Source organism: Citrobacter freundii complex sp. CFNIH9, assembly GCF_002903305.1.
Taxonomy (GTDB): Bacteria; Pseudomonadota; Gammaproteobacteria; order Enterobacterales; family Enterobacteriaceae; genus Citrobacter; species Citrobacter portucalensis.
Map to the genome: position 1 here is coordinate 3,046,688 of NZ_CP026238.1, position 19,991 is coordinate 3,066,678.

Annotated in this window: 23 protein-coding genes, 1 tRNA gene and 2 pseudogenes; 13 read left to right on the plus strand and 13 right to left on the minus strand. The window is 47.7% G+C overall.

The features are described from left to right. Window positions 1-4 precede the first annotated feature (4 nt). The 7 genes and pseudogenes from fliM (at window position 5) to rcsA (ending at window position 4,518) form a co-directional block, all read left to right on the plus strand. The gene (gene fliM / locus C2U43_RS15650; RefSeq protein WP_003030434.1) at window positions 5-1,009 is read left to right on the plus strand and encodes a flagellar motor switch protein FliM; all 1,005 of its coding nucleotides are present in this window, start codon (window positions 5-7) and stop codon (window positions 1,007-1,009) included. Then, window positions 1,006-1,419, plus strand: a complete 414-nt coding sequence (fliN, locus tag C2U43_RS15655) for a flagellar motor switch protein FliN (RefSeq protein ID WP_003030433.1) — start codon at window positions 1,006-1,008, stop codon at window positions 1,417-1,419. The genes fliM and fliN overlap by 4 nt, the downstream gene beginning before the upstream one ends. Then, window positions 1,419-1,796, plus strand: a complete 378-nt coding sequence (gene fliO, locus C2U43_RS15660; protein WP_103285453.1) for a flagellar biosynthetic protein FliO — start codon at window positions 1,419-1,421, stop codon at window positions 1,794-1,796. Before fliN ends, fliO begins: the two co-directional genes overlap by 1 nt. Then, complete coding sequence (fliP, locus tag C2U43_RS15665) at window positions 1,796-2,533, plus strand: flagellar type III secretion system pore protein FliP (protein WP_003834056.1); 738 nt, start codon at window positions 1,796-1,798, stop codon at window positions 2,531-2,533. Before fliO ends, fliP begins: the two co-directional genes overlap by 1 nt. A 9-nt stretch (window positions 2,534-2,542) precedes the next feature. Further along, complete coding sequence (fliQ, locus tag C2U43_RS15670) at window positions 2,543-2,812, plus strand: flagellar biosynthesis protein FliQ (RefSeq protein ID WP_008785117.1); 270 nt, start codon at window positions 2,543-2,545, stop codon at window positions 2,810-2,812. 8 nt (window positions 2,813-2,820) lie between these two features. Continuing rightward, window positions 2,821-3,661: pseudogene (fliR, locus tag C2U43_RS15675) on the plus strand (flagellar biosynthetic protein FliR). A 233-nt stretch (window positions 3,662-3,894) separates the two neighbouring features. Further along, window positions 3,895-4,518: a transcriptional regulator RcsA gene (gene rcsA, locus C2U43_RS15680; RefSeq protein WP_103285454.1), complete on the plus strand. Its 624-nt coding sequence runs from the start codon at window positions 3,895-3,897 to the stop codon at window positions 4,516-4,518. 54 nt (window positions 4,519-4,572) lie between these two features. On the opposite strand, the gene dsrB is transcribed toward rcsA, so the two are convergent. Beyond that, window positions 4,573-4,761, minus strand: a complete 189-nt coding sequence (dsrB, locus tag C2U43_RS15685; RefSeq protein ID WP_003030419.1) for a protein DsrB — start codon at window positions 4,759-4,761, stop codon at window positions 4,573-4,575. A 163-nt stretch (window positions 4,762-4,924) separates the two neighbouring features. Here dsrB and yodD point away from each other — a divergent pair, with 163 nt between their 5' ends. Continuing rightward, window positions 4,925-5,152 (plus strand): YodD family peroxide/acid resistance protein, encoded by a 228-nt coding sequence (gene yodD, locus C2U43_RS15690; protein WP_003030417.1) that lies wholly within the window; start codon window positions 4,925-4,927, stop codon window positions 5,150-5,152. Window positions 5,153-5,358: 206 nt separating this feature from the next. Here yodD and C2U43_RS15695 read toward each other — a convergent pair whose 3' ends face one another. Together C2U43_RS15695 and C2U43_RS15700 are read right to left on the minus strand one after the other, a co-directional pair. Beyond that, window positions 5,359-5,544, minus strand: coding sequence for a YodC family protein (locus C2U43_RS15695; RefSeq protein ID WP_003030415.1), 186 nt, complete (start codon window positions 5,542-5,544; stop codon window positions 5,359-5,361). 77 nt (window positions 5,545-5,621) lie between these two features. Next, entirely contained in the window at window positions 5,622-6,533 is a 912-nt protein-coding gene (locus tag C2U43_RS15700) for a DUF808 domain-containing protein (RefSeq protein WP_100272212.1), read from the minus strand. 178 nt (window positions 6,534-6,711) lie between these two features. Between C2U43_RS15700 and yedA the strand changes: the two genes are divergently transcribed. Then, the gene (yedA, locus tag C2U43_RS15705; RefSeq protein WP_003834062.1) at window positions 6,712-7,632 is read left to right on the plus strand and encodes a drug/metabolite exporter YedA; all 921 of its coding nucleotides are present in this window, start codon (window positions 6,712-6,714) and stop codon (window positions 7,630-7,632) included. Here the strand turns inward: yedA and C2U43_RS15710 are convergent. The 3 genes from C2U43_RS15710 to C2U43_RS15720 form a co-directional block, all read right to left on the minus strand. Beyond that, a complete protein-coding gene (locus tag C2U43_RS15710; protein ID WP_003839067.1) occupies window positions 7,624-8,091 on the minus strand; it encodes a very short patch repair endonuclease in 468 nt (155 codons plus the stop codon). The genes yedA and C2U43_RS15710 overlap by 9 nt on opposite strands. Further along, the gene (locus tag C2U43_RS15715) at window positions 8,072-9,502 is read right to left on the minus strand and encodes a DNA cytosine methyltransferase (RefSeq protein ID WP_103285455.1); all 1,431 of its coding nucleotides are present in this window, start codon (window positions 9,500-9,502) and stop codon (window positions 8,072-8,074) included. Before C2U43_RS15715 ends, C2U43_RS15710 begins: the two co-directional genes overlap by 20 nt. Before the next feature lie 76 nt (window positions 9,503-9,578). Then, the gene (locus tag C2U43_RS15720) at window positions 9,579-10,271 is read right to left on the minus strand and encodes a phosphohydrolase (RefSeq protein WP_103285456.1); all 693 of its coding nucleotides are present in this window, start codon (window positions 10,269-10,271) and stop codon (window positions 9,579-9,581) included. A gap of 442 nt (window positions 10,272-10,713) precedes the next feature. Between C2U43_RS15720 and ompC the strand changes: the two genes are divergently transcribed. Beyond that, on the plus strand, window positions 10,714-11,901 hold the full coding sequence (ompC, locus tag C2U43_RS15725; protein ID WP_103285457.1) for a porin OmpC: 1,188 nt from the start codon (window positions 10,714-10,716) through the stop codon (window positions 11,899-11,901). 172 nt (window positions 11,902-12,073) lie between these two features. Here the strand turns inward: ompC and C2U43_RS29400 are convergent. The 4 genes from C2U43_RS29400 to C2U43_RS15740 form a co-directional block, all read right to left on the minus strand. Continuing rightward, window positions 12,074-12,193, minus strand: a tRNA-OTHER gene (locus C2U43_RS29400). Window positions 12,194-12,502: 309 nt separating this feature from the next. Then, window positions 12,503-14,062: an EAL domain-containing protein gene (locus C2U43_RS15730; RefSeq protein WP_103285458.1), complete on the minus strand. Its 1,560-nt coding sequence runs from the start codon at window positions 14,060-14,062 to the stop codon at window positions 12,503-12,505. Between the two features lie 212 nt (window positions 14,063-14,274). Further along, window positions 14,275-14,472 carry a hypothetical protein gene (locus C2U43_RS30080; RefSeq protein ID WP_327003390.1) on the minus strand — a complete coding sequence of 66 codons (198 nt, stop codon included), beginning with the start codon at window positions 14,470-14,472 and terminating at the stop codon, window positions 14,275-14,277. Further along, entirely contained in the window at window positions 14,454-15,434 is a 981-nt protein-coding gene (locus tag C2U43_RS15740) for an IS5-like element ISKpn26 family transposase (RefSeq protein WP_103285459.1), read from the minus strand. The genes C2U43_RS30080 and C2U43_RS15740 overlap by 19 nt, the downstream gene beginning before the upstream one ends. Window positions 15,435-15,531: 97 nt before the next feature. On the opposite strand from C2U43_RS15740, the pseudogene C2U43_RS30085 reads away from it, so the two are divergent. Then, window positions 15,532-15,675 (plus strand): annotated as a pseudogene (locus C2U43_RS30085) (DinI-like family protein); the annotation flags it as partial. Window positions 15,676-15,803: 128 nt separating this feature from the next. Here C2U43_RS30085 and C2U43_RS15750 read toward each other — a convergent pair. Beyond that, window positions 15,804-16,355, minus strand: a complete 552-nt coding sequence (locus C2U43_RS15750) for a recombinase family protein (protein WP_053390079.1) — start codon at window positions 16,353-16,355, stop codon at window positions 15,804-15,806. 29 nt (window positions 16,356-16,384) lie between these two features. Between C2U43_RS15750 and C2U43_RS30220 the strand changes: the two genes are divergently transcribed. Both C2U43_RS30220 and C2U43_RS15760 read left to right on the plus strand, forming a co-directional pair. Continuing rightward, window positions 16,385-17,659 (plus strand): hypothetical protein, encoded by a 1,275-nt coding sequence (locus C2U43_RS30220; protein ID WP_103285460.1) that lies wholly within the window; start codon window positions 16,385-16,387, stop codon window positions 17,657-17,659. 12 nt (window positions 17,660-17,671) lie between these two features. After that, the gene (locus C2U43_RS15760; RefSeq protein WP_071444917.1) at window positions 17,672-18,202 is read left to right on the plus strand and encodes a tail fiber assembly protein; all 531 of its coding nucleotides are present in this window, start codon (window positions 17,672-17,674) and stop codon (window positions 18,200-18,202) included. On the opposite strand, the gene C2U43_RS15765 is transcribed toward C2U43_RS15760, so the two are convergent. Both C2U43_RS15765 and C2U43_RS15770 read right to left on the minus strand, forming a co-directional pair. Further along, the gene (locus tag C2U43_RS15765; protein ID WP_071444916.1) at window positions 18,174-18,713 is read right to left on the minus strand and encodes a tail fiber assembly protein; all 540 of its coding nucleotides are present in this window, start codon (window positions 18,711-18,713) and stop codon (window positions 18,174-18,176) included. The two genes, C2U43_RS15760 and C2U43_RS15765, sit on opposite strands and share 29 nt — an antisense overlap. Window positions 18,714-18,881: 168 nt before the next feature. Further along, window positions 18,882-19,913, minus strand: coding sequence for an IS630-like element ISEc33 family transposase (locus tag C2U43_RS15770; RefSeq protein ID WP_001752311.1), 1,032 nt, complete (start codon window positions 19,911-19,913; stop codon window positions 18,882-18,884). Window positions 19,914-19,991 lie beyond the last annotated feature (78 nt).

The window sequence follows — 19,991 nt, forward strand, 5'->3', positions numbered from 1 at the left end:
AGACATGGGCGACAGTATTCTTTCTCAGGCTGAAATCGACGCATTGCTCAACGGCGATAGCGAAACCAAAGACGAACCCATTTCAGGTATCGCAAAAGAAAGCGATATTCGTCCTTATGATCCCAACACTCAGCGTCGCGTGGTACGTGAGCGTTTACAGGCGTTGGAGATCATTAACGAACGCTTTGCGCGCCAGTTCCGAATGGGATTATTTAACCTGTTGCGCCGTAGCCCGGATATTACCGTGGGTGCGATCCGTATCCAGCCATACCATGAATTTGCGCGCAACTTACCGGTTCCGACCAACCTGAACTTAATCCACCTGAAGCCGCTGCGCGGTACGGGTCTGGTGGTGTTCTCACCGAGTCTGGTATTTATCGCCGTAGACAACCTGTTTGGCGGTGACGGTCGTTTCCCGACGAAAGTCGAAGGTCGCGAATTTACGCACACGGAACAGCGCGTTATCAACCGCATGCTGAAGTTGGCGCTGGAAAGCTACAGCGACGCGTGGAAGGCCATCAACCCGCTGGAAGTGGAATACGTCCGTTCTGAGATGCAGGTGAAATTTACCAATATCACTACCTCTCCGAACGACATCGTGGTGAATACCCCGTTCCACGTTGAAATTGGCAACCTGACCGGTGAATTTAACATCTGTCTGCCATTCAGCATGATTGAACCGTTGCGTGAGCTGCTGGTGAATCCGCCGCTGGAAAACTCACGTAATGAAGATCAGAACTGGCGCAATAATCTGGTGCGTCAGGTTCAGCATTCTGAGCTGGAGCTGGTGGCAAACTTTGCCGACATTCCGCTGCGGCTATCCCAGATTTTAAAACTGAAACCCGGCGATGTACTGCCGATTGAAAAACCCGACCGCATTATTGCTCATGTGGACGGCGTGCCTGTGCTGACCAGCCAGTATGGCACCGTAAACGGTCAGTATGCGTTACGCGTAGAACATCTGATAAACCCGATTTTGAATTCGCTGAATGAGGAACAGCCCAAATGAGTGATATGAATAATCCGTCCGATGAGAACACTGGCGCATTGGACGATCTGTGGGCTGACGCGTTAAACGAGCAAAAAACCACGCCCACCAAAAGTGCGGCCGATGCGGTATTCCAGCAGTTAGGTGGCGGCGACGTTAGCGGTGCTTTGCAGGACATCGACCTGATCATGGACATTCCGGTCAAGCTGACCGTCGAACTGGGCCGTACCCGTATGACCATCAAAGAGCTGCTGCGTCTGACGCAGGGTTCGGTTGTCGCACTGGATGGTCTGGCAGGCGAACCGCTAGATATTCTGATCAACGGTTATCTGATTGCCCAGGGCGAAGTCGTCGTAGTTGCGGATAAATACGGTGTGCGTATCACTGACATTATCACCCCGTCTGAACGTATGCGCCGCCTGAGCCGTTAATCATGAATACCCAGGCTACCGTTTCTCAACCCGCCGCCGTTCCCGGCTCACCGCTGGCGCAGGTAAGCGGCGCGCTGCTCGGGATCATCGTCTTGATCCTGGCGGCGGCCTGGGTCATTAAACGTCTGGGGTTTGCCCCCAAAAGTGCCGGTACGCGTGGGCTGAAAGTCACGGCCAGTACCTCACTGGGTCCACGTGAGCGCGTGGTGATTGTCGAGGTCGAAGATGCCCGTTTGGTACTGGGCGTCACAGCCTCGCAGATTAACGTCCTGCACACCCTGCCCCCGGCACCTGCCGATGCAGAAGAAAAAACGGCCTCCCCTGCGGATTTCCAGGCCATGATGAAGAGTTTTCTGAAGCGTCCTGGGAGATCCTGATGCGCCGTTTGTTATCCCTTACGCTGGCAGGCTTGTGGCTTTTCAGCCCCGTTGCCCTCGCCCAACTCCCGGGTCTGGTCAGTCAGCCTTTGCCGGGCGGCGGACAAAACTGGACGTTACCCGTGCAGACGCTGGTGTTCATCACCTCGCTGACGTTCCTGCCTGCAATTTTGCTGATGATGACCAGCTTCACCCGCATCATCATCGTTTTTGGTCTACTGCGAAATGCGCTGGGTACCCCCTCAGCACCACCTAACCAGGTGCTCCTGGGCCTGGCGCTCTTTTTGACCTTTTTCATCATGTCGCCGGTGATCGATAAAATCTACGTTGACGCATACCAACCGTTCAGCGAAGAGAAGATCTCCATGCAGGAAGCCATGGAGAAAGGCGCCCAGCCGCTGCGTGAGTTTATGTTGCGCCAGACCCGTGAAGCCGATCTGGCACTCTTCGCGCGCTTAGCAAACAGCGGTCCGTTACAGGGACCAGAAGCCGTGCCGATGCGAATTTTGCTGCCCGCTTATGTCACCAGTGAGCTGAAAACAGCATTCCAGATAGGCTTTACCATTTTTATTCCGTTTCTGATTATCGACCTGGTGATCGCCAGCGTGTTGATGGCGCTCGGGATGATGATGGTCCCGCCCGCCACAATCGCGTTGCCGTTCAAGCTGATGCTGTTTGTGTTGGTAGACGGTTGGCAGCTACTTGTCGGCTCGCTGGCACAAAGCTTTTACAGTTAGAGGCGCGAAATGACTCCTGAATCGGTCATGATGATGGGCACAGAGGCGATGAAAGTCGCTCTGGCCCTTGCCGCGCCTTTGCTGTTGGTCGCTCTCATCACGGGTCTTATCATCAGTATTCTGCAGGCGGCGACCCAGATTAACGAAATGACGCTGTCCTTCATCCCCAAAATTGTCGCGGTGTTTATTGCCATTATCGTTGCTGGCCCGTGGATGCTTAACCTGCTGCTCGACTACGTGCGTACGCTGTTCAGCAATATCCCCTATATCATCGGGTAGACAACGTTATGTTGCAGGTGTCCAGCGTTGAGTGGCTCCACTGGCTGAATTTATACTTCTGGCCTTTGCTGCGCATACTGGCGCTCATCTCAACGGCCCCCATCCTCAGTGAACGAGCCATCCCCAAACGGGTAAAGCTGGGGCTGGGGTTGATGATTACCGTCGTTATCGCCCCATCGATTCCCGCCGTTGACGTCCCCATCTTTTCTGTTGGCGCGCTTTGGCAGGCAATGCAACAAATCCTGATCGGTATCGCATTAGGCTTCACCATGCAGTTTGCGTTTGCCGCAGTACGTACCGCCGGGGAATTAATTGGCCTGCAAATGGGCCTTTCCTTCGCGACGTTCTTCGATCCAGGTAGCCGTCTGAATATGCCGGTTCTGGCACGACTGATCGACATGCTCGCCATGCTGCTGTTCCTGACCTTTAACGGCCATTTATGGCTGATTTCGCTGCTGGTAGATACTTTTCATACTCTGCCCATCGGCGGCAATCCGGTGAACAGCAATGCGTTTCTCGCGCTGGCACGGGCGGGCAGCCTGATTTTCCTCAACGGGCTAATGCTGGCCCTGCCGGTAATGACGCTGCTGCTCACGCTGAACCTTGCACTTGGTTTGTTAAATCGCATGGCACCACAGCTGTCGGTTTTCGTCATCGGCTTTCCTCTCACTCTGACCGTAGGTATTTCACTAATGGCGGCGCTAATGCCATTAATTGCGCCATTCTGCGAACGATTATTCAGTGAAATTTTTAATTTACTGGCCGATATCGTCAGCGAAATGCCTGGAAAATAATAACCCTTATTTTTTATCCTGTTTTACTAAGGATTGTCCTAAATTTAAAAAGTGACAACATCCACCAGGATATCTCTGTCGCGGCTTATTTGTTTTTGCCTCACTCACATAACGCAACATTCACTTTACTTTAAGATGTTTCCTGGCAAATTATACGCAACTTTACGGGATAGTAAATTCGCCTGAAAAACAGCGAAAGCGTCATCTTGGGTCGTTATTATTCCGTTTAGTTGTGATGAAATAATCAGGTAAGGGGAATTATCGTTACGCATTGAGTGAGGGTATGCCATGTCAACGATTATTATGGATTTATGCAGTTACACCCGACTAGGGTTAACCGGATATCTGGTAAGTCGGGGAGTGAAAAAAAGGGAAATCAACAACATTTCCAACGTTGATGAACTCAGTCTCGCCTGTGTCTCTCAACAACCCGCTGTGGTGTTTATTAATGAGGACTGCTTTATCCACGATCCTGCTAATAGCCAGCAAATAAAGCAAATCATTAATCAGCATCCCAGCACATTATTTATTGTGTTTATGGCAATTGCCAACGTGCATTTTGATGAATATCTACTCGTCAGAAAAAATTTATTGATTAGTTCTAAATCGATTAAACCTGACTCACTGGATAAACTACTTGGCGATATTCTGAAAAAGGAAGTAGATATTGCTATTGATGTGAATCTGCCGACATTATCATTAAGTCGAACCGAATCCGGCATGCTGCGTATGTGGATGGAGGGTCAGGGAACAATACAGATATCAGATCAAATGAATATCAAAGCCAAGACGGTGTCATCCCATAAGGGGAATATAAAACGAAAGATTAAAACGCATAATAAGCAAGTTATCTATCACGTTGTAAGGCTTACGGATAACGTCACCAATGGTATCTTTGTGAATATGCGCTAAGACGTTCTGACTGGTGGCGACTCCACCAGTCAGAATCAAACAGCGAAACTCATGTCACTCCACTTTTTCCACAAAGATACCATCCTGATGACCTGATTCATTAAAGAACCAGATACCGAGCGGGTAGTCTTCCAGCGAAACCAGGTACATGGTGCCTTCACTAAATTCTTCGATTGCCAGTACCACGCCCGGTCGACGAGGACCGCCGTCCGTTTTGACTGTAACCCGATCATTCACCTTCATAGTTTTCCTCCTGTGGCTTTGTGCCAGTGTAGAACAAATTCCTTTTTCTGGCAGCGCTGTGCACGCGCGATTGCGGGTTTTATCGACGGTCTATACTTAAGTTGTGCGTATCTGATGTTTGGGTACGCTCCCCCGGTATCCTTAACGGTTGAGAGGTATGAGGATGAAAACCGCGAAAGAGTACAGCGATACGGCCAAACGTGAAGTCAGCGTCGATGTCGACGCGCTGCTAAAGGCAATCAACGAAATCTGCGAGAGTGAAATTCATCGCAGCCAGGATGACCCGGAGCGCGTCAGCGTTGACGGGCGTGATTACCATACATGGCATGAACTGGCCGATGCGTTCGAGCTTGATATCCATGATTTTAGCGTGTCGGAAATCAATCGCTGACTGAGGGCGAAAAAAATCCCGGCCCTTATCGGGTCGGGATCAAGCTTGCTTATGCAAGAAGCACTTGTAAATTCGTTACACCAGAAAATCTGATGTGAACCAAACCTTATCTGCAATTTTTTTGCCTGACAAGTAAATAATTCTCACCGGAATGATAAATATAACTAATGGGTGAGAGATCACCAGGTTACGGTCGAGCCAAATGTTCAGGCATCCTGACAGAGCTGTCTTCGCTCGCCAGGCACCACCAGTTCATCTTCACGGAATGCTTCCCGTTTAACGCCAAAGCCGTCGTACCAGCGACACTCCACCATTCCGCTGGCATACCCGGTAACGATCATACGTGGGCCACCCTCTTTGGAGGTGACTTCCTCACTGACAGAAAAGACCATACCTGCCTCCTGTATCAAGAGAAACCTTTACACCTTAGATGACAAGGAGGCGTTTTGCGTAATCAGTCCTGTAACAATTAGTGCGAAACTCCGCGCACTCTGGCGACAGCTTTTACCAGCAGAACGACAATCCCACCGATGATAAAGCCGAGCACCAGGTTAAGCAGGGTCGGAAGCATTAGCGAAATCAATGTACTTTGCTGCTGAGCAAAATGTTCAATCGCATGATGCAGCGGCGATATTCCGTGTACCACAATGCCGCCTCCCACTAAAAACATCGCCAGTGTGCCGACCACAGAAAGTGTTTTCATAAGCCAGGGGGCAACCACCAGTAACCCTTTGCCCAACGACTGGGCAAGCAGGCTGCGCTTTTCTGCCAACCAGTACCCAATGTCGTCAAGCTTAACGATAATCCCGACCAGGCCATACACGCCCACGGTCACCACTAACGCGATACCTGATAGCACCAACACCTGATTCAGCAAGGGTGCGTCCGCTACAATACCCAGCGTAATTGCGACAATCTCGGCAGACAAAATGAAGTCGGTACGTATTGCCCCTTTGATTTTATCTTTCTCAAAGGTGAGTGGATCCTGTGCGGCCAGAGCAGCCAGACGCTGCTGACGCTCTTCCGGGCTTTCTTTGTGCTTCCGCGCCTCCAGGGTATGCAGAACCTTTTCCACCCCTTCAAAACAGAGAAACGCCCCACCTACCATTAATAAGGGGGTGATCGCCCAGGGAATAAATGCGCTTATCAATAGCGCCAACGGCACCAGAATAACTTTGTTAACAAACGATCCTTTCGCTACACTCCAGACCACCGGGAGTTCGCGGTTCGCCCGCACGCCCGACACCTGCTGTGCATTAAGCGACAGATCATCCCCCAGCACGCCCGCGGTTTTTTTCGCGGCCAGTTTTCCCATCACTGAGATATCATCCAGCAGCGTGGCGATATCATCGAGTAAGGTCAGTAAGCTACTTCCTGCCAAAATTTTCACCCTCAATATTATTTTTTTGCAGTCATAAGTATGAAGTAAAACACGCCATGCTGAAACTGACCTTTCTGGTCAACAAGTTTTTAACATCAACACGTAATTATAAATCTCGCCAGTAAGATAGTTTTGACGTTTACTATGTTGCACCTTTTTATTTCCACCGTGAGGGATTATGCGTTTCAGGCAATTGTTACCGCTTTTCAGTGCGCTATTCGCGCTGTACATCATTTGGGGTTCCACGTACTTCGTTATTCGCATTGGCGTTGAAAGCTGGCCGCCGTTAATGATGGCAGCCGTACGTTTTCTCTCCGCGGGCATTTTATTAACAAGTTTCTTACTTATTCGCGGGCACAAGCTGCCCCCCTTACGCCTAATCCTGAACGCCGCGTTAATTGGTATCCTGCTGCTGGCTGTAGGTAATGGGCTGGTCACCGTCGCAGAACACCAAAATGTCCCTTCCGGTATTGCCGCCGTGGTGGTCGCCACCGTCCCGTTATTTACGCTGTGTTTTAGCCACTTTTTTGGCATCAAAACGCGCAAGCTGGAATGGTTGGGGATAGCGATTGGGCTAGCTGGGATCATCATGCTGAACAGCGGGGGCAATTTAAGTGGCAATCCGTGGGGCGCTATTTTGATCCTGATCGGTTCAATAAGCTGGGCGTTTGGCTCGGTATACGGTTCACGCATTACCCTACCCGTTGGCATGATGGCCGGAGCCATTGAAATGTTAGCCGCCGGTATTGTGCTGATGTGTGCATCGCTACTTTCCGGGGAAAAACTGACCACCATGCCAACATTTTCAGGCTTTATGGCGGTGGCTTACCTGGCCCTGTTTGGCTCCATTATTGCCATTAATGCGTATATGTTCCTGATCCGCAATGTCAGCCCGGCGCTAGCCACCAGCTATGCCTACGTCAATCCGGTTGTTGCCGTGCTGTTAGGTACCGGTCTGGGGGGAGAAAGACTGGCCCCTATCGAATGGCTGGCGCTCGGCGTGATCGTGTTTGCTGTGGTGCTGGTAACGTTGGGGAAATACCTGTTCCCTGTTAAAGCGGATGCCGTTGCTACCCCGTCGGAAAAAACGTTACAGTAAATGAATACCGAGAGTGTCGATCTGCGCGGTGTCACCACCGCCGCAGATCCACTCGATGACACGTTCAGATAACGCTTCATCGTCCAGCTTTTCGCGACCGCGCAGGGCGCACTCCCAGACAATCAGTACGCGCCAGCCCAGAGCCTGCAACTTTTCACAATCCCGCGCATCGCGCTGGACATTTTTGCCTATTTTTTCCAGCCAGAATTCCGTTCGTGTCGCGGGGACTTTAAACAAATAGCAATCGTGGTGGTGCCAGAAACAGCCGTGAGTAAAAATCACACAATGATAATCATCCACCACAAAATCGGGGCGACCGGGTAACGTCGCATCCTGCACGCGAAACGTTACCCCCTGCTCTGTCAGCACGCTGGCAAGGCGTTTTTCAATTGCGGTATCGCGGGTAGCTATCGCCCGCATATTTTTACTGCGTGTTGCTTTATCGTGAACGTCTGCCACGCTGATTCTCTTTCTCGCGAATAGCAACTGCCTGCCTGATTTTCGGCTCCAGCAGCCTGGCCACCGCCGCAAATGCCGGAACGACCACCGAATTACCAAACTGGCGATAAGCCTGGGTATCTGACACAGGGATCCTGAACTGATAGCCCTGCGGAGATTCAAACCCCATCAGGCGCGCGCACTCTCTGGGCGTAAGTCTGCGTGGGCGGTGTCGCTGATTCTGCGGATCGTCAAAATCTTTTTCACCCAGCGCCATATCCCAGCCACGGTCAATCAGGATCTCCGCCCCATCTTTATAATAACGCGCAGATAATGTGCGCGTTACGCTATCAGGGTTACCGGGATACACCATGCCATAGCCAAATCCATTGCCCCGCGCCTGATGCTTTTTCGCATAGCGATAGAGGTATTTCCACAGCACCGGCGTCAGTATATATTTCGCATCGACGGTCGGCTCAAGCAGTTCCGCCAGCGTGGTACGCCGCGGCGGATAACGCGTGACAATATCCCGCAGCGTGAAGTCTGATTTCAAATTCAGATCGCGTCGGAAGCCGACAAGCACGATACGTTCGCGATGCTGAGGCAAAAAATGTTGCCCATCGATAATTTTCGGATCGTCCGGACCGTTATCCGCCGCATCCGCCACGTCATAACCCAGCTCGTCCAGCGTTTGCATAATGATGCGAAACGTTTTGCCCTGATCGTGACTCTTCAGGTTTTTGACGTTTTCGAGCACAAATATGGCTGGCCGACGCGCATCGATAATGCGCACCACGTCAAAAAATAGCGTGCCTTGCGTATCACAGGCGAAACCATGTGCCCGCCCTAACGCATTTTTCTTTGATACACCAGCCAGAGAAAATGGCTGACAAGGGAATCCGGCTAACAGCACGTCATGTTCAGGAACATGCTGGCGAATATGTTCTGCCGCCTGCTGGTCACTCACCCCATCGTGATGGCTGAGTGTGATATCACGAATATCTTCATTAAAGTTGTGCTGGAGCGGATCGCAGTAGTTGTTCGCTTTATAGGTGCGCACCGCATGCTTGTTCCACTCACTGGTAAACACGCACTGCCCGCCAATAGCTTCAAAGCCGCGACGAATACCCCCAATGCCAGCAAAAAGATCGATAAAGCGAAAGGCATAATGCGGATGATGCGCAGGTGGTTTCGGCAACAAAGTATTCAGATGAATGAGCTCGCGGTCGCTGAGGCGATGCCATGTTTCATTAGCAACTACTCGTTTAAAAATGGCCGGGCTCCAGCGGTTCTCGCCAACGCCATTCAGATGAGCAACCAGCGTTTTCACGTCATATATTTCAAGCAACTTAGCCAACATCACCTGCACGTCGGTCTCGTTTTCATCTGTCATCGGGTTCATGGAGCCTGCTACTGAAAAATTATCCTGCATACATTTAACCGGCAGAAATGGATAACCGACAGATTAACATAAATTAGCACGGTTGACGTTTCAGCCGTATTGGCGACTAGCGCGCTTTAAAGGATTGAATCGCGTCAAGATCCAGCATTTCGTATTCTCCTTTTAACTCCGCACTCAGCTTCGCCATATACGTCAGTAAAAAATCCGCATTATGTTGTGCCAAATGCCTCCCTCGTTCGGTTTGCATCGTCAACGGCAACGTCAATAACTTGGTCTGGAAGTGATCGAGCGCGTACTGTTTATCGTCTAGGCTACGCTTTCGGGCAAACGGATCTTCCGCATCAAACAGCGCAACCCCTAACGCCCCTGAAACGGCAAATACGCGCGCTAAACCAATTGCACCCAGCGCCTCAAGCCGGTCTGCATCCTGCACGATTTTCGCTTCAAGGGTTTCTGGCGCGATTTTGGCGCTAAAACTGTGCGCCTCAATGGCATGACACACTGCCGATAACCGCTGTTGTGGAAAATCCGGAAAATCGCGCATCAAAACACGACGTGTTTCCTTGGCTGCCAGTACCGACGAACAATGACGCTCAGGATGGTTCTTTGGCAGGCTGACGAGATCGTGGAAGTAGCACGCGGTCAACACCACCAGCCAGTCTACGGTTGCATCTGTACTCAGCTTTTGCGCCGTTATCCACACACGTCGAAAGTGAAAGATGTCATGTGCAGCATCTTGTCCAGAATGGTTATCAGCTAACCAGGCTTCAAATCGCGACTGCCAGTCGTGCAGTTTCATGCTATCTCCCTTTGTAGAAAGAAAATCACCTTAGCAACAATTTTCATTGCAGGCCACTGCCCGCCCCATTACATAATCATCTTTTATTATTGCACTAAAAATAAAATCCACATGAATTTATAAAGCCCACCACGCCAATATCGAAAAATAATTTATATGAATATTAAAAACAAACATCTAAAACAAATAAAATACACATAACAAATAAATAGATAAACACATATAACTAACTGATTAAAAACAATTCACATGGCGAATACCAATGTAATTAACACACGCGCATAATTATATAAAGATGCAAAAGAAACATTTTGAAAATATTTTAAATACATTTGTTACATGTTATATTTTAAATTAAATGAACTTCATAGATAGTATCCAAATGTAGTCACTCGGATAGTACTACATATTCATTTTAATTATCATGCAAAGGGAATACATAATGAAAAGAAAAGTATTGGCACTGCTTCTCCCTGCTTTATTAGCTGCAGGCGCAGCAAATGCGGCTGAAATCTATAATAAGAACGGCAATAAACTGGATCTGTACGGTAAAGTCGACGGTCTGCGTTATTTCTCTGACGATGCGGGCAACGATGGCGATCAGACCTATGCGCGTGTAGGTTTCAAGGGTGAAACACAGATCAACGAGATGCTGACCGGTTACGGTCAGTGGGAATATAACATTCAGGCCAACGGCACCGAAGGTGACAAAGGCGATTCCTGGACTCGTCTGGGCTTTGCCGGCTTAGGTTTTGGCCAGAACGGTACCTTCGACTACGGTCGTAACTATGGCGTGGTCTACGACGTAGAAGCCTGGACCGATATGCTGCCAGAATTTGGCGGTGACTCCTACACCCAGACCGACGTGTATATGACCGGTCGTACTAACGGCGTGGCTACCTACCGTAATAACGGCTTCTTCGGTCTGGTTGATGGCCTGAACTTTGCACTGCAGTATCAGGGTAATAATGAAGGTGAAGGTACATGGAGTGGCCAGGAAGGTTCCGGTAATAGCCAAAACCGTAAACTGGCGAAAGAAAATGGTGACGGTTTCGGTATTTCTACCTCCTATGACTTCGACTTCGGTTTAAGCCTCGGTGCGGCATACTCCAGTTCTGACCGTACGGATGACCAGGTTGCGCGTGGTTACCAGGACGGTATGAACAAACGCAACAACTATGCTGGCGGTGAAACTGCGGATGCCTGGACCGTTGGTGCAAAATATGACGCGAACAACGTGTACCTGGCAGCCATGTATTCAGAAACCCGCAATATGACTTACTATGGCGGTGGTAACGGTGAGGCTAGCGGCGGTATCGCTAACAAAACGCAAAACTTTGAAGCCGTTGCTCAGTACCAGTTCGACTTCGGCCTGCGCCCTTCCATCGCTTACCTGCAATCTAAAGGTAGCGATTTAGGTGGTCAGGAAGTGAGTCGTGGTAACTGGCGTTATGTCGACAAAGACCTGGTCAAATATGTTGATGTGGGTGTGACTTACTACTTCAACAAAAATATGTCCACCTATGTCGATTATAAAATCAACCTGCTGGATGAAGACGACAGCTTCTATGAAAGCAATGGTATCGCAACTGACGACATCGTTGCCGTTGGTTTAGTCTACCAGTTCTAATTGACGCAAAAATAAGCAAGCCCGCTTCATATGAAGCGGGCTTTTTATTTATACGAAACGTATTTTTTTATCACACGGGCATTACAACGATAAACTTGTGAGGATACTCAAAGAAAAAAACATCCATGAGAACTGTCGTTGAAAGCGAGGCGTGCAAGTGCTTGAATAGTAGCGGAGAGAGGGGGATTTGAACCCCCGGTAGAGTTGCCCCTACTCCGGTTTTCGAGACCGATTTCATTGGTAATATTTTCAATAACTTAACTTTTCTTGCTGGTATATCCACAATATTTCCACTTCATAAAATTCAACTAGTTACGCGTTTATCCATACTTAATATACCAACACTTTCTGAGCTAAAACCTATAGTTCAAAGTACAACCTAGAGGTGAGACTGTGTGGAAGATATTCCCAGTCAATGACGCGTGAAGCCTAACTCGGCCAGCTCTCTGATGAAGCCGAACATGACATTACATACAATTTTGAACCAACTCGCAGATTGAATGCGGCAAGATATCAAAATCCTTCTGCAGTTAAATTTATATAGCTCGCGGTTACACGTGTTATATAGAATGCGAAAACAATGAAAATAAAGTGTTAAATGTTAAGGCAAATTGGCATCCTCGACTAATTTTGTCAATTTATCTATAGATAGTGGCTTTGAGTAATACCACCCTTGGACACCGCACTCAGGGAACATTTCAGTTAAATATTTCACCTGAGTTGATGTTTCTACACCTTCGAAAACGACTTTGTGAGTTATATCTTTAAAAATCTCCACCAACCCTGACAATACATTATTATTTATAGAGCATTCATCGATAGAATCTGTAATTGACTTATCAATTTTAATTTCATTTATTTGTAAATTTGATAGCCAGTTTAAATTTGAATGACCAGTCCCGAAATCATCAATAGCTATTGATATACCTTTATTATTAAATAAAGAAATAACCTTTTGGAGGGAATTTATTTCCGCGCTCTGCCTTTCTGTTAACTCCATCATTATCATACCTGGTTTTATATTTGATTCATCAATCATCTGAAACACTTTTTCTTGAAATGATTCCGACAGAAGGTCTTGAGAACTAACATTAATGCTTATAAAAATATCAAATTCCTCAGAAAGAGACATGGTTTGCTTTACTACCATTCGAAATACAAAATCACTTATTCCCTGGATTAAACCATGCTTCTCTGCAATAGGGATAAAAATATCAGGAGGAATGCTACCAATATCATGATCATCCCATCTAATTAGTGCTTCCACACCAATAATTTTTCCGGTTTTTATTTTATAAATAGGTTGATACACAAGATATAATGATTCGCTTCTTATCGCATTTTTTAATCTTGAAACTAATGATTGCTTACGTGCAACTCTTTGATTATAAAAACCACCCAGAAGAACACCAGTTACAATAGATGTAAAGGAAATCAACAACATCGTTAACCAACTATCGAAACTCATCCACGGAAATTTAACTCCCCCCATGACACAGATATTATTATTTTTATTACAGCTTTGCGTGGTAATAAGTCCTAGTTGGTAGGATTTATCATGCTGAGCCTCTTCAAGAAGATCGACCTGCTCACCAAGTTTGAACAAATGAAGCGAATGATCTCTGTCACCTACAATTGCAGAAAACCCCTTCTCTTCATGGTCTGTAACAAATCTATTAAATGCAAATGGTGAAATCGTTATGGCTAATTTTTGATTGCTTAGCAAATCAGCTTTTACATTATTTCCCAGTAACACACCAAAAAACCAAGTTACATTGTCCTTTTCAACTTTTCTATCATAGATATTGAGAAGCAATGGTGCTGGCAACACTCCCCATAAAGCACTACATATGACTGCACCATTTGAAATAAATGATATATCTTTTATAAGAGCATAGGGCCATAAGGCCACTCTTAGAGCATGAAGTTGTAGTTCACTACAAGGACTATAAGCATTAAATATTTCATAACTATCATTTATTTTATCAATCTGTTGAATGAGACTAACACTTCTATTCAAAACTCGTTCTGTATATGATGCAATCCTCTCCTTGTATATATAATACATTGAAATCTCAGACAATGAGAAAAAAATAAAAAATGAAAACGTGATTGATATCACATAAGGCTTAATTCGTTTTAAATTGTGGTTATTCTTCACACCGACCTCTTTATATGCCTGACCCTATGTAACAACATACATTCTACTATCTGTCGTGAATCAAATACATACAGTTAAAACAGATTATCGGCTAAAACAAATATATCTTTATGTTTTTTATTAGAAAAGAACGTTATAAAATAACGCAAAACCACATCCAAGTTAGATTTGTGTTTGCATTTTAGCCAAATAAGTGGCACTTCATCTTGTATTCATAGGTCTAATGTAAAGGATGTAATTCTAAGGAAGGTGCGAATAAGCAGGTCATTTCTTCCCAAGCTGACTCGCTGATTAAAATTTCGCGGATCTGGGCCGATTTTTTTCCCGCAAACACATCGAATCAGCCTATTTAGGCTATTTTTTCCACCATTTCTGGCGTTATTTCCGGTTTTTACTGAGATCTCTCCCACTGACGTATCATTTGGTCCACCCGAAACAGGTTGGCCAGGGTGAATAACATCGCCAGTTGGTTATCGTTTTTCAGCAGCCCCTTGTATCTGGCTTTCACGAAGCCGAACTGCCGCTTGATGATGCGAAACGGGTGCTCCACCCTGGCACCGATGCTGGCTTTCATGTATTCGATGTTGATGGCCGTTTTGTTCTTGCGCGGATGCTGCTTCAAGGTTTTTACCCTGCCGGGACGCTCGGCGATCAGCCAGTCCACATCCACCTCGGCCAGCTCCTCGCGCTGTGGCGCTCCTTGGTAGCCGGCATCGGCTGAGACAAATTGCTCCTCTCCATGAAGCAGATTACCCAGCTGATTGAGGTCATGCTCGTTGGCCGCGGTGGTGACCAGGCTGTGGGTCAGGCCACTCTTGGCATCGACACCAATGTGGGCCTTCATGCCAAAGTGCCACTGATTGCCTTTCTTGGTCTGATGCATCTCCGGATCGCGTTGCTGCTCATTGTTCTTGGTAGAGCTGGGTGCCTCAATGATGGTGGCATCCACCAAAGTGCCTTGGGTCATCATGACGCCTGCTTCGGCCAGCCAGCGATTGATGGTCTTGAACAATTGACGGGCCAGTTGATGCTGCTCGAGCAGGTGGCGGAAATTCATGATGGTGGTGCGATCCGGCAGGGCGCTATCCAGGGATAATCGGGCAAACAGGCGCATGGAGGCGATTTCGTACAGGGCATCTTCCATGGCACCGTCGCTCAGGTTGTACCAATGCTGCATGCAGTGAATACGCAGCATGGTCTCCAGCGGATAGGGCCGTCGGCCATTGCCCGCCTTGGGATAAAACGGCTCGATGACAGCGGTCATATTCTGCCATGGCAGAATCTGCTCCATGCGGGAGAGGAAAATCTCTTTTCGGGTCTGACGGCGCTTAGTGCTGAATTCACTATCGGCGAAGGTGAGTTGATGGCTCATGATGTCCCTCTGGGATGCGCTCCGGATGAATATGATGATCTCATATCAGGAACTTGTTCGCACCTTCCCTAAGGGAAATAAGTGTGAAACCGCGCCTTTTCCCGATACTGGTACTTGGGTAAAACCGATGATGACACTGCCGGCGATCAACACTGACACCAGCAAGCACGAGAAGGAACAGATTAGCCGTACTGTTCAGGAAATGTTTGAAGAAGCTGATATGTGGATGGTTTCAGATTAAACGCCTTGAACCTTGATATTGCTTAAGTACAATCCGCCGTGACTGGCAATCATTCAATACTCGCACTATCGAACGTTCGCCAGTCCGCCGCCGCCCGTTCTTGCATACGACGACGCGGTGGCGTCTTCTCAACACCGCGCAGGAAATTTTTTGTATAGCGTTGACACCCCTACATCATAAATTATAGCCACACGTTTTCGTGACTCTCCAGCAGCAATCAACCTTCCAGCCTGAGCCCACTCTTCAGCAGTTAACTTTGGTCGTCTGCCGCCGATCCGACCATCTTCGCGCGCAGCTGCTAAACCAGCCCGTGTTCGCTCAACAATAAGCTCTCTCTCCATCTCCGCAAGCGCTCCCATGACATGAAAGAAAAAGCGTCCCATCGGTGTGGAGGTATCTATACTGTCGGTCAGGCTACGGAAGTTTATGCCGCGTTCCCTCATTTCTTCGACCAACACGACAAGATGCCGCATACTACGACCGAGACGATCCAGCTTCCAGACCACCAGCGTGTCACCTTCTGATAATGTTCTGAGCACCTTTTTTAAGCCTGGTCGGTCTGACGTTTTTCCACTTATCTTGTCTTCGAATATCAGCTCACATCCTGCACACTCAAGCGCGTTTCTCTGCAATGCTGTGTTCTGGTCATTTGTTGACACCCGTACATAGCCTATCAGCATGATCAATCCCTTCGCTAAAAGCCGGGATCATGCCATTTGCACCTGAAATATTCATTTTCGTAAACGTTGGTTTAATAGAAACGATAAATCGCGCAGCCGGTTCGCTGCAAAAAGACCAGAACCTGAATGATATCTCGGATAAAGTACAGGCGCGTAATGCGCTGCAACTAGGTACAGCCGCAACGCTCGACGCTACAACGTCGAGAAATGATAATACTCTCGGTCGTGTATTAAAGGTTGGCGACCGGAATTTGGGGGTAACTGTAATTCACGCTTCACGCGGCTTTAATTTTAATTCGTATGAATTTGCAGCAGGTGAAACCCTTTTCATTGAAGTAAATGCTGCAATCAATTTCCCCGCGGGAATGCCTGAGTTTGCAAATACGTTTGTTTATGTGAATGTTATCGGCATCCGTGATTCGGGTAATGATTGTGCGCTTTTGCTTTCCAGATACGATACAAATATAAGTTATCTGGCGTGGAGAATACACGAGGCAAATACTTCGATAAATTGGCGGGTACTAAAAATCCCGACAGCCGCCGCTGATATTGGTGCCATTCCGAAAGACCCCATTGGGTATATTGGAAATAACGGCACAATGGCCTCTGCATCCGCGCCTGGGTGGTGGTTGGTGAGCGTTGAGAACCCTGACAAGGTAGCTGATTTTCCCAAATACCCAAATGGTTACAAGCTGTACGGATACGGTTTTATGTTCGTTGCGCGTTCAGGAGATGTATGGCTACAGCAATATTTCAGTCATACCGGGGCGAGCGCCAGTCGCCAGACATGGAATGGAGATATGTCTGAACAGACTCCATGGGTTATAGACTACAACACGGAAAATAAACCAACAGCCAGTGATGTAGGCGCATTGCCTATTACTGGTGGCGGGTTGAATGGCAATTTGGGTATCGGAACAACTAGCGCTCTAGGCGATAACTCAATTGCTTTGGGCGACAACGATACTGGTTTTAAACAGAACGGTGACGGCATTCTGGATGTTTATGCCAACAATGTTCATGTTTTCCGGTTTCTCCACGGCGCCATTGAAAGTGCGGTGCCGATAAAAGTTAGTGGAGTTGAAGTTGCAACACAGGCATGGGTGCTACAAAACTTCGTCCAGAATATCGATCTGACAGCACCTGCTGAGGTTGGTTTCTGGGACGGGAATGGGTATACGCGAGGAACAGATGGGGCAGCCATGTACAATTTTAAAATGGTTGGTGGGAGCAGTAACGTTGGTAACTATATCATTCGTTATACGCGAAAACAGGTTAATAACACCTGGTATGTAATTAACTAAAGGTAAATAAAAATGCAACGTTTCGGTAGATTCACCCCCTATACACCTGATACCACTGACAGACCAAAAATTATCGATGGTCAGAATGTTCTATTTTTGCAGGATGATAAAGGTAATGACTGGTATGACGTTATTAAATTATTTAATGAATCTGAAACACTGAAAATTGGCTATGACGATGATGGTCGTGTCAGAACGTTCACGACAAATATTCATGCCTTTTTTCCGGTCAATATGAGTGTTGTAGAGCTTCCGGCTACAAAAGCTAATTTGCGCGTCACGCTGGGGGATGACTGGTTTTATAAAGACGACAAATTGCAGCAAATCCGCAATTACCTGGCTGACGCAGAAGCGGAACGCGACCGCCGCATGGCTAAAGCTACAGCGCGTATTGACTGGCTTGAAGCTGCGCAAAAAGATGGTGATATATCAGCCGACGAAGAAACGGAACTGGCGGCGTTACGGGCTTATCGTACCGCGCTACGCCGCCTTGACTTAACTACAGCACCAGATGTTAAGTGGCCTGAATATTCGGTGGCGTAGGCCATTCAGGTTTTGTTGTATCAACACGCATAACTCTCACCCTATATTTTTTCCATTCTGACAATGCGGCGGTTTCTTCTGCTGTCGCCATTCCTTCATCGACAGCATCTTGTAGAGGTGCAATAGAGGCAGCTGCGGCAGATAATAGCTCCGTTTTCTTCGCTTCAGCCTGCGCGTACAATTCCTTTTGTGAATATTGGCGTGGTTTAATTTCACCGTTGTCAAAAACCCAACCACCTGATATATCCACATTTTTATTTTCAGTGCCGATTTCAACTTCAACAACACTTAAGTTTCGCGGGTAAATGTTTGAAACGTCTCGGCTAATGCTGCGAATAATACCGGCTTCATCGTAAGCAATTTTCAATGTATCTGGTGAGAAATTTGTCTGTGATTGATACCAATCTTGTCCATCCTCAGAAACATAAAATTCAACATTATGTTCTTTGATAAGCAACAGGCTATTTTCATCGTTTGGTGTGTATTTTTTTAGATTTTTAAGGTGCTGCATTTTATCCTTTACCTCTTATTCGATGACATTATACCAGGTGCCGTTAATCAGTTTTTGAATATAACGGACAAGTAGACCACCAACGTTCGAGCTACCACCGACCATCCATATTGCTGTCGCAAATGCGCTGTCATTGCTGGACCAGCTAAATAGCTGCGCCTAATACCGCTACACTTTTGCCTGACCATGTTTTCCTCCGGGGAATGGGCTGGCGGTTTCCATAAAATGGCGGACCTTTTTCAGTAACTGCCACATTGAGCGGCACTGATGATTACGGGTTATCGTGTCATGAAGTGCCTGCCATAGCTGTTCCACATGATTCACCCACGGCGAGTAAACCGGCTGGTAAATTACCCTGAACTTGGGATTTGCTTTCAACCAGCGCTGTGTTTCGCGGCTTTTATGGATAATGTAGTTATCAACGATCAGCGTGATTGTTTTCGCCCGCCGGTAAGTGGCTTTCAGGTGCTTCAGCAGAGCGATAAACAGCGCTGAACTTTTGCTGTTGCCGCCCACGTAGCTGACTTTACCCGTGCCACTGTGCAGTGCGCCGGCCAGATAGTATTTTTCGTTCTGCCCCGGCGTCACTACCCGTTTCTGCTGTCCGCGCAACTGCCAGTCCGCACCGATTTTAGGATTAAGGTGGATATCCACTTCATCTTCATAAAATACCGGATGCTCTGCGCTGCATTCATCCAGCGCTTTGTGGATTACCGCCATCTTTTCATCTTTATGTGGGTCACGGATACGCAGAGTTGGCGCGGCCCTGCGCCATACAAGCCCCGCAGATGGCAACCAGCGGCGAACGGTTCCTGCATGTAACTGGCAACCGGTTATCTCATTGATTTTTATTGCCAGTAATTCGGTGCTCCAGCGTGAACGTTGATAACCAAAATCGCCGGGAGAATGCTTTATCAGCTCACGTAACAGGGTGCAGATATGTTCAAAAGGCCAGCGTCGGGAGCGCCCTGCGGGTAAGGATTTCAGGCCTTCAATACCTGAGTGCGTAAACCAGTTAATCCAGCGACCAACGGATGAACGGGCACAACAGAGAGTTCTGGCAACATCGCTGACCCGTTCACCCCGATGAAGCATCAGCATGGCCGTGAGTCTGCGGGCATGATTTTTATCACGCGTTTTATGAATAGCTTTCTGCATCAGGCGTCGTTCGCCACGGGGTATTGGTACTATGATCGGCATCGCTCAGTCCGGTTGGTGATTTTGGTTGGTTTGGCGATTGATCAGATCGCACAATCCGGGCTGAGTTCCCTTTCAGTG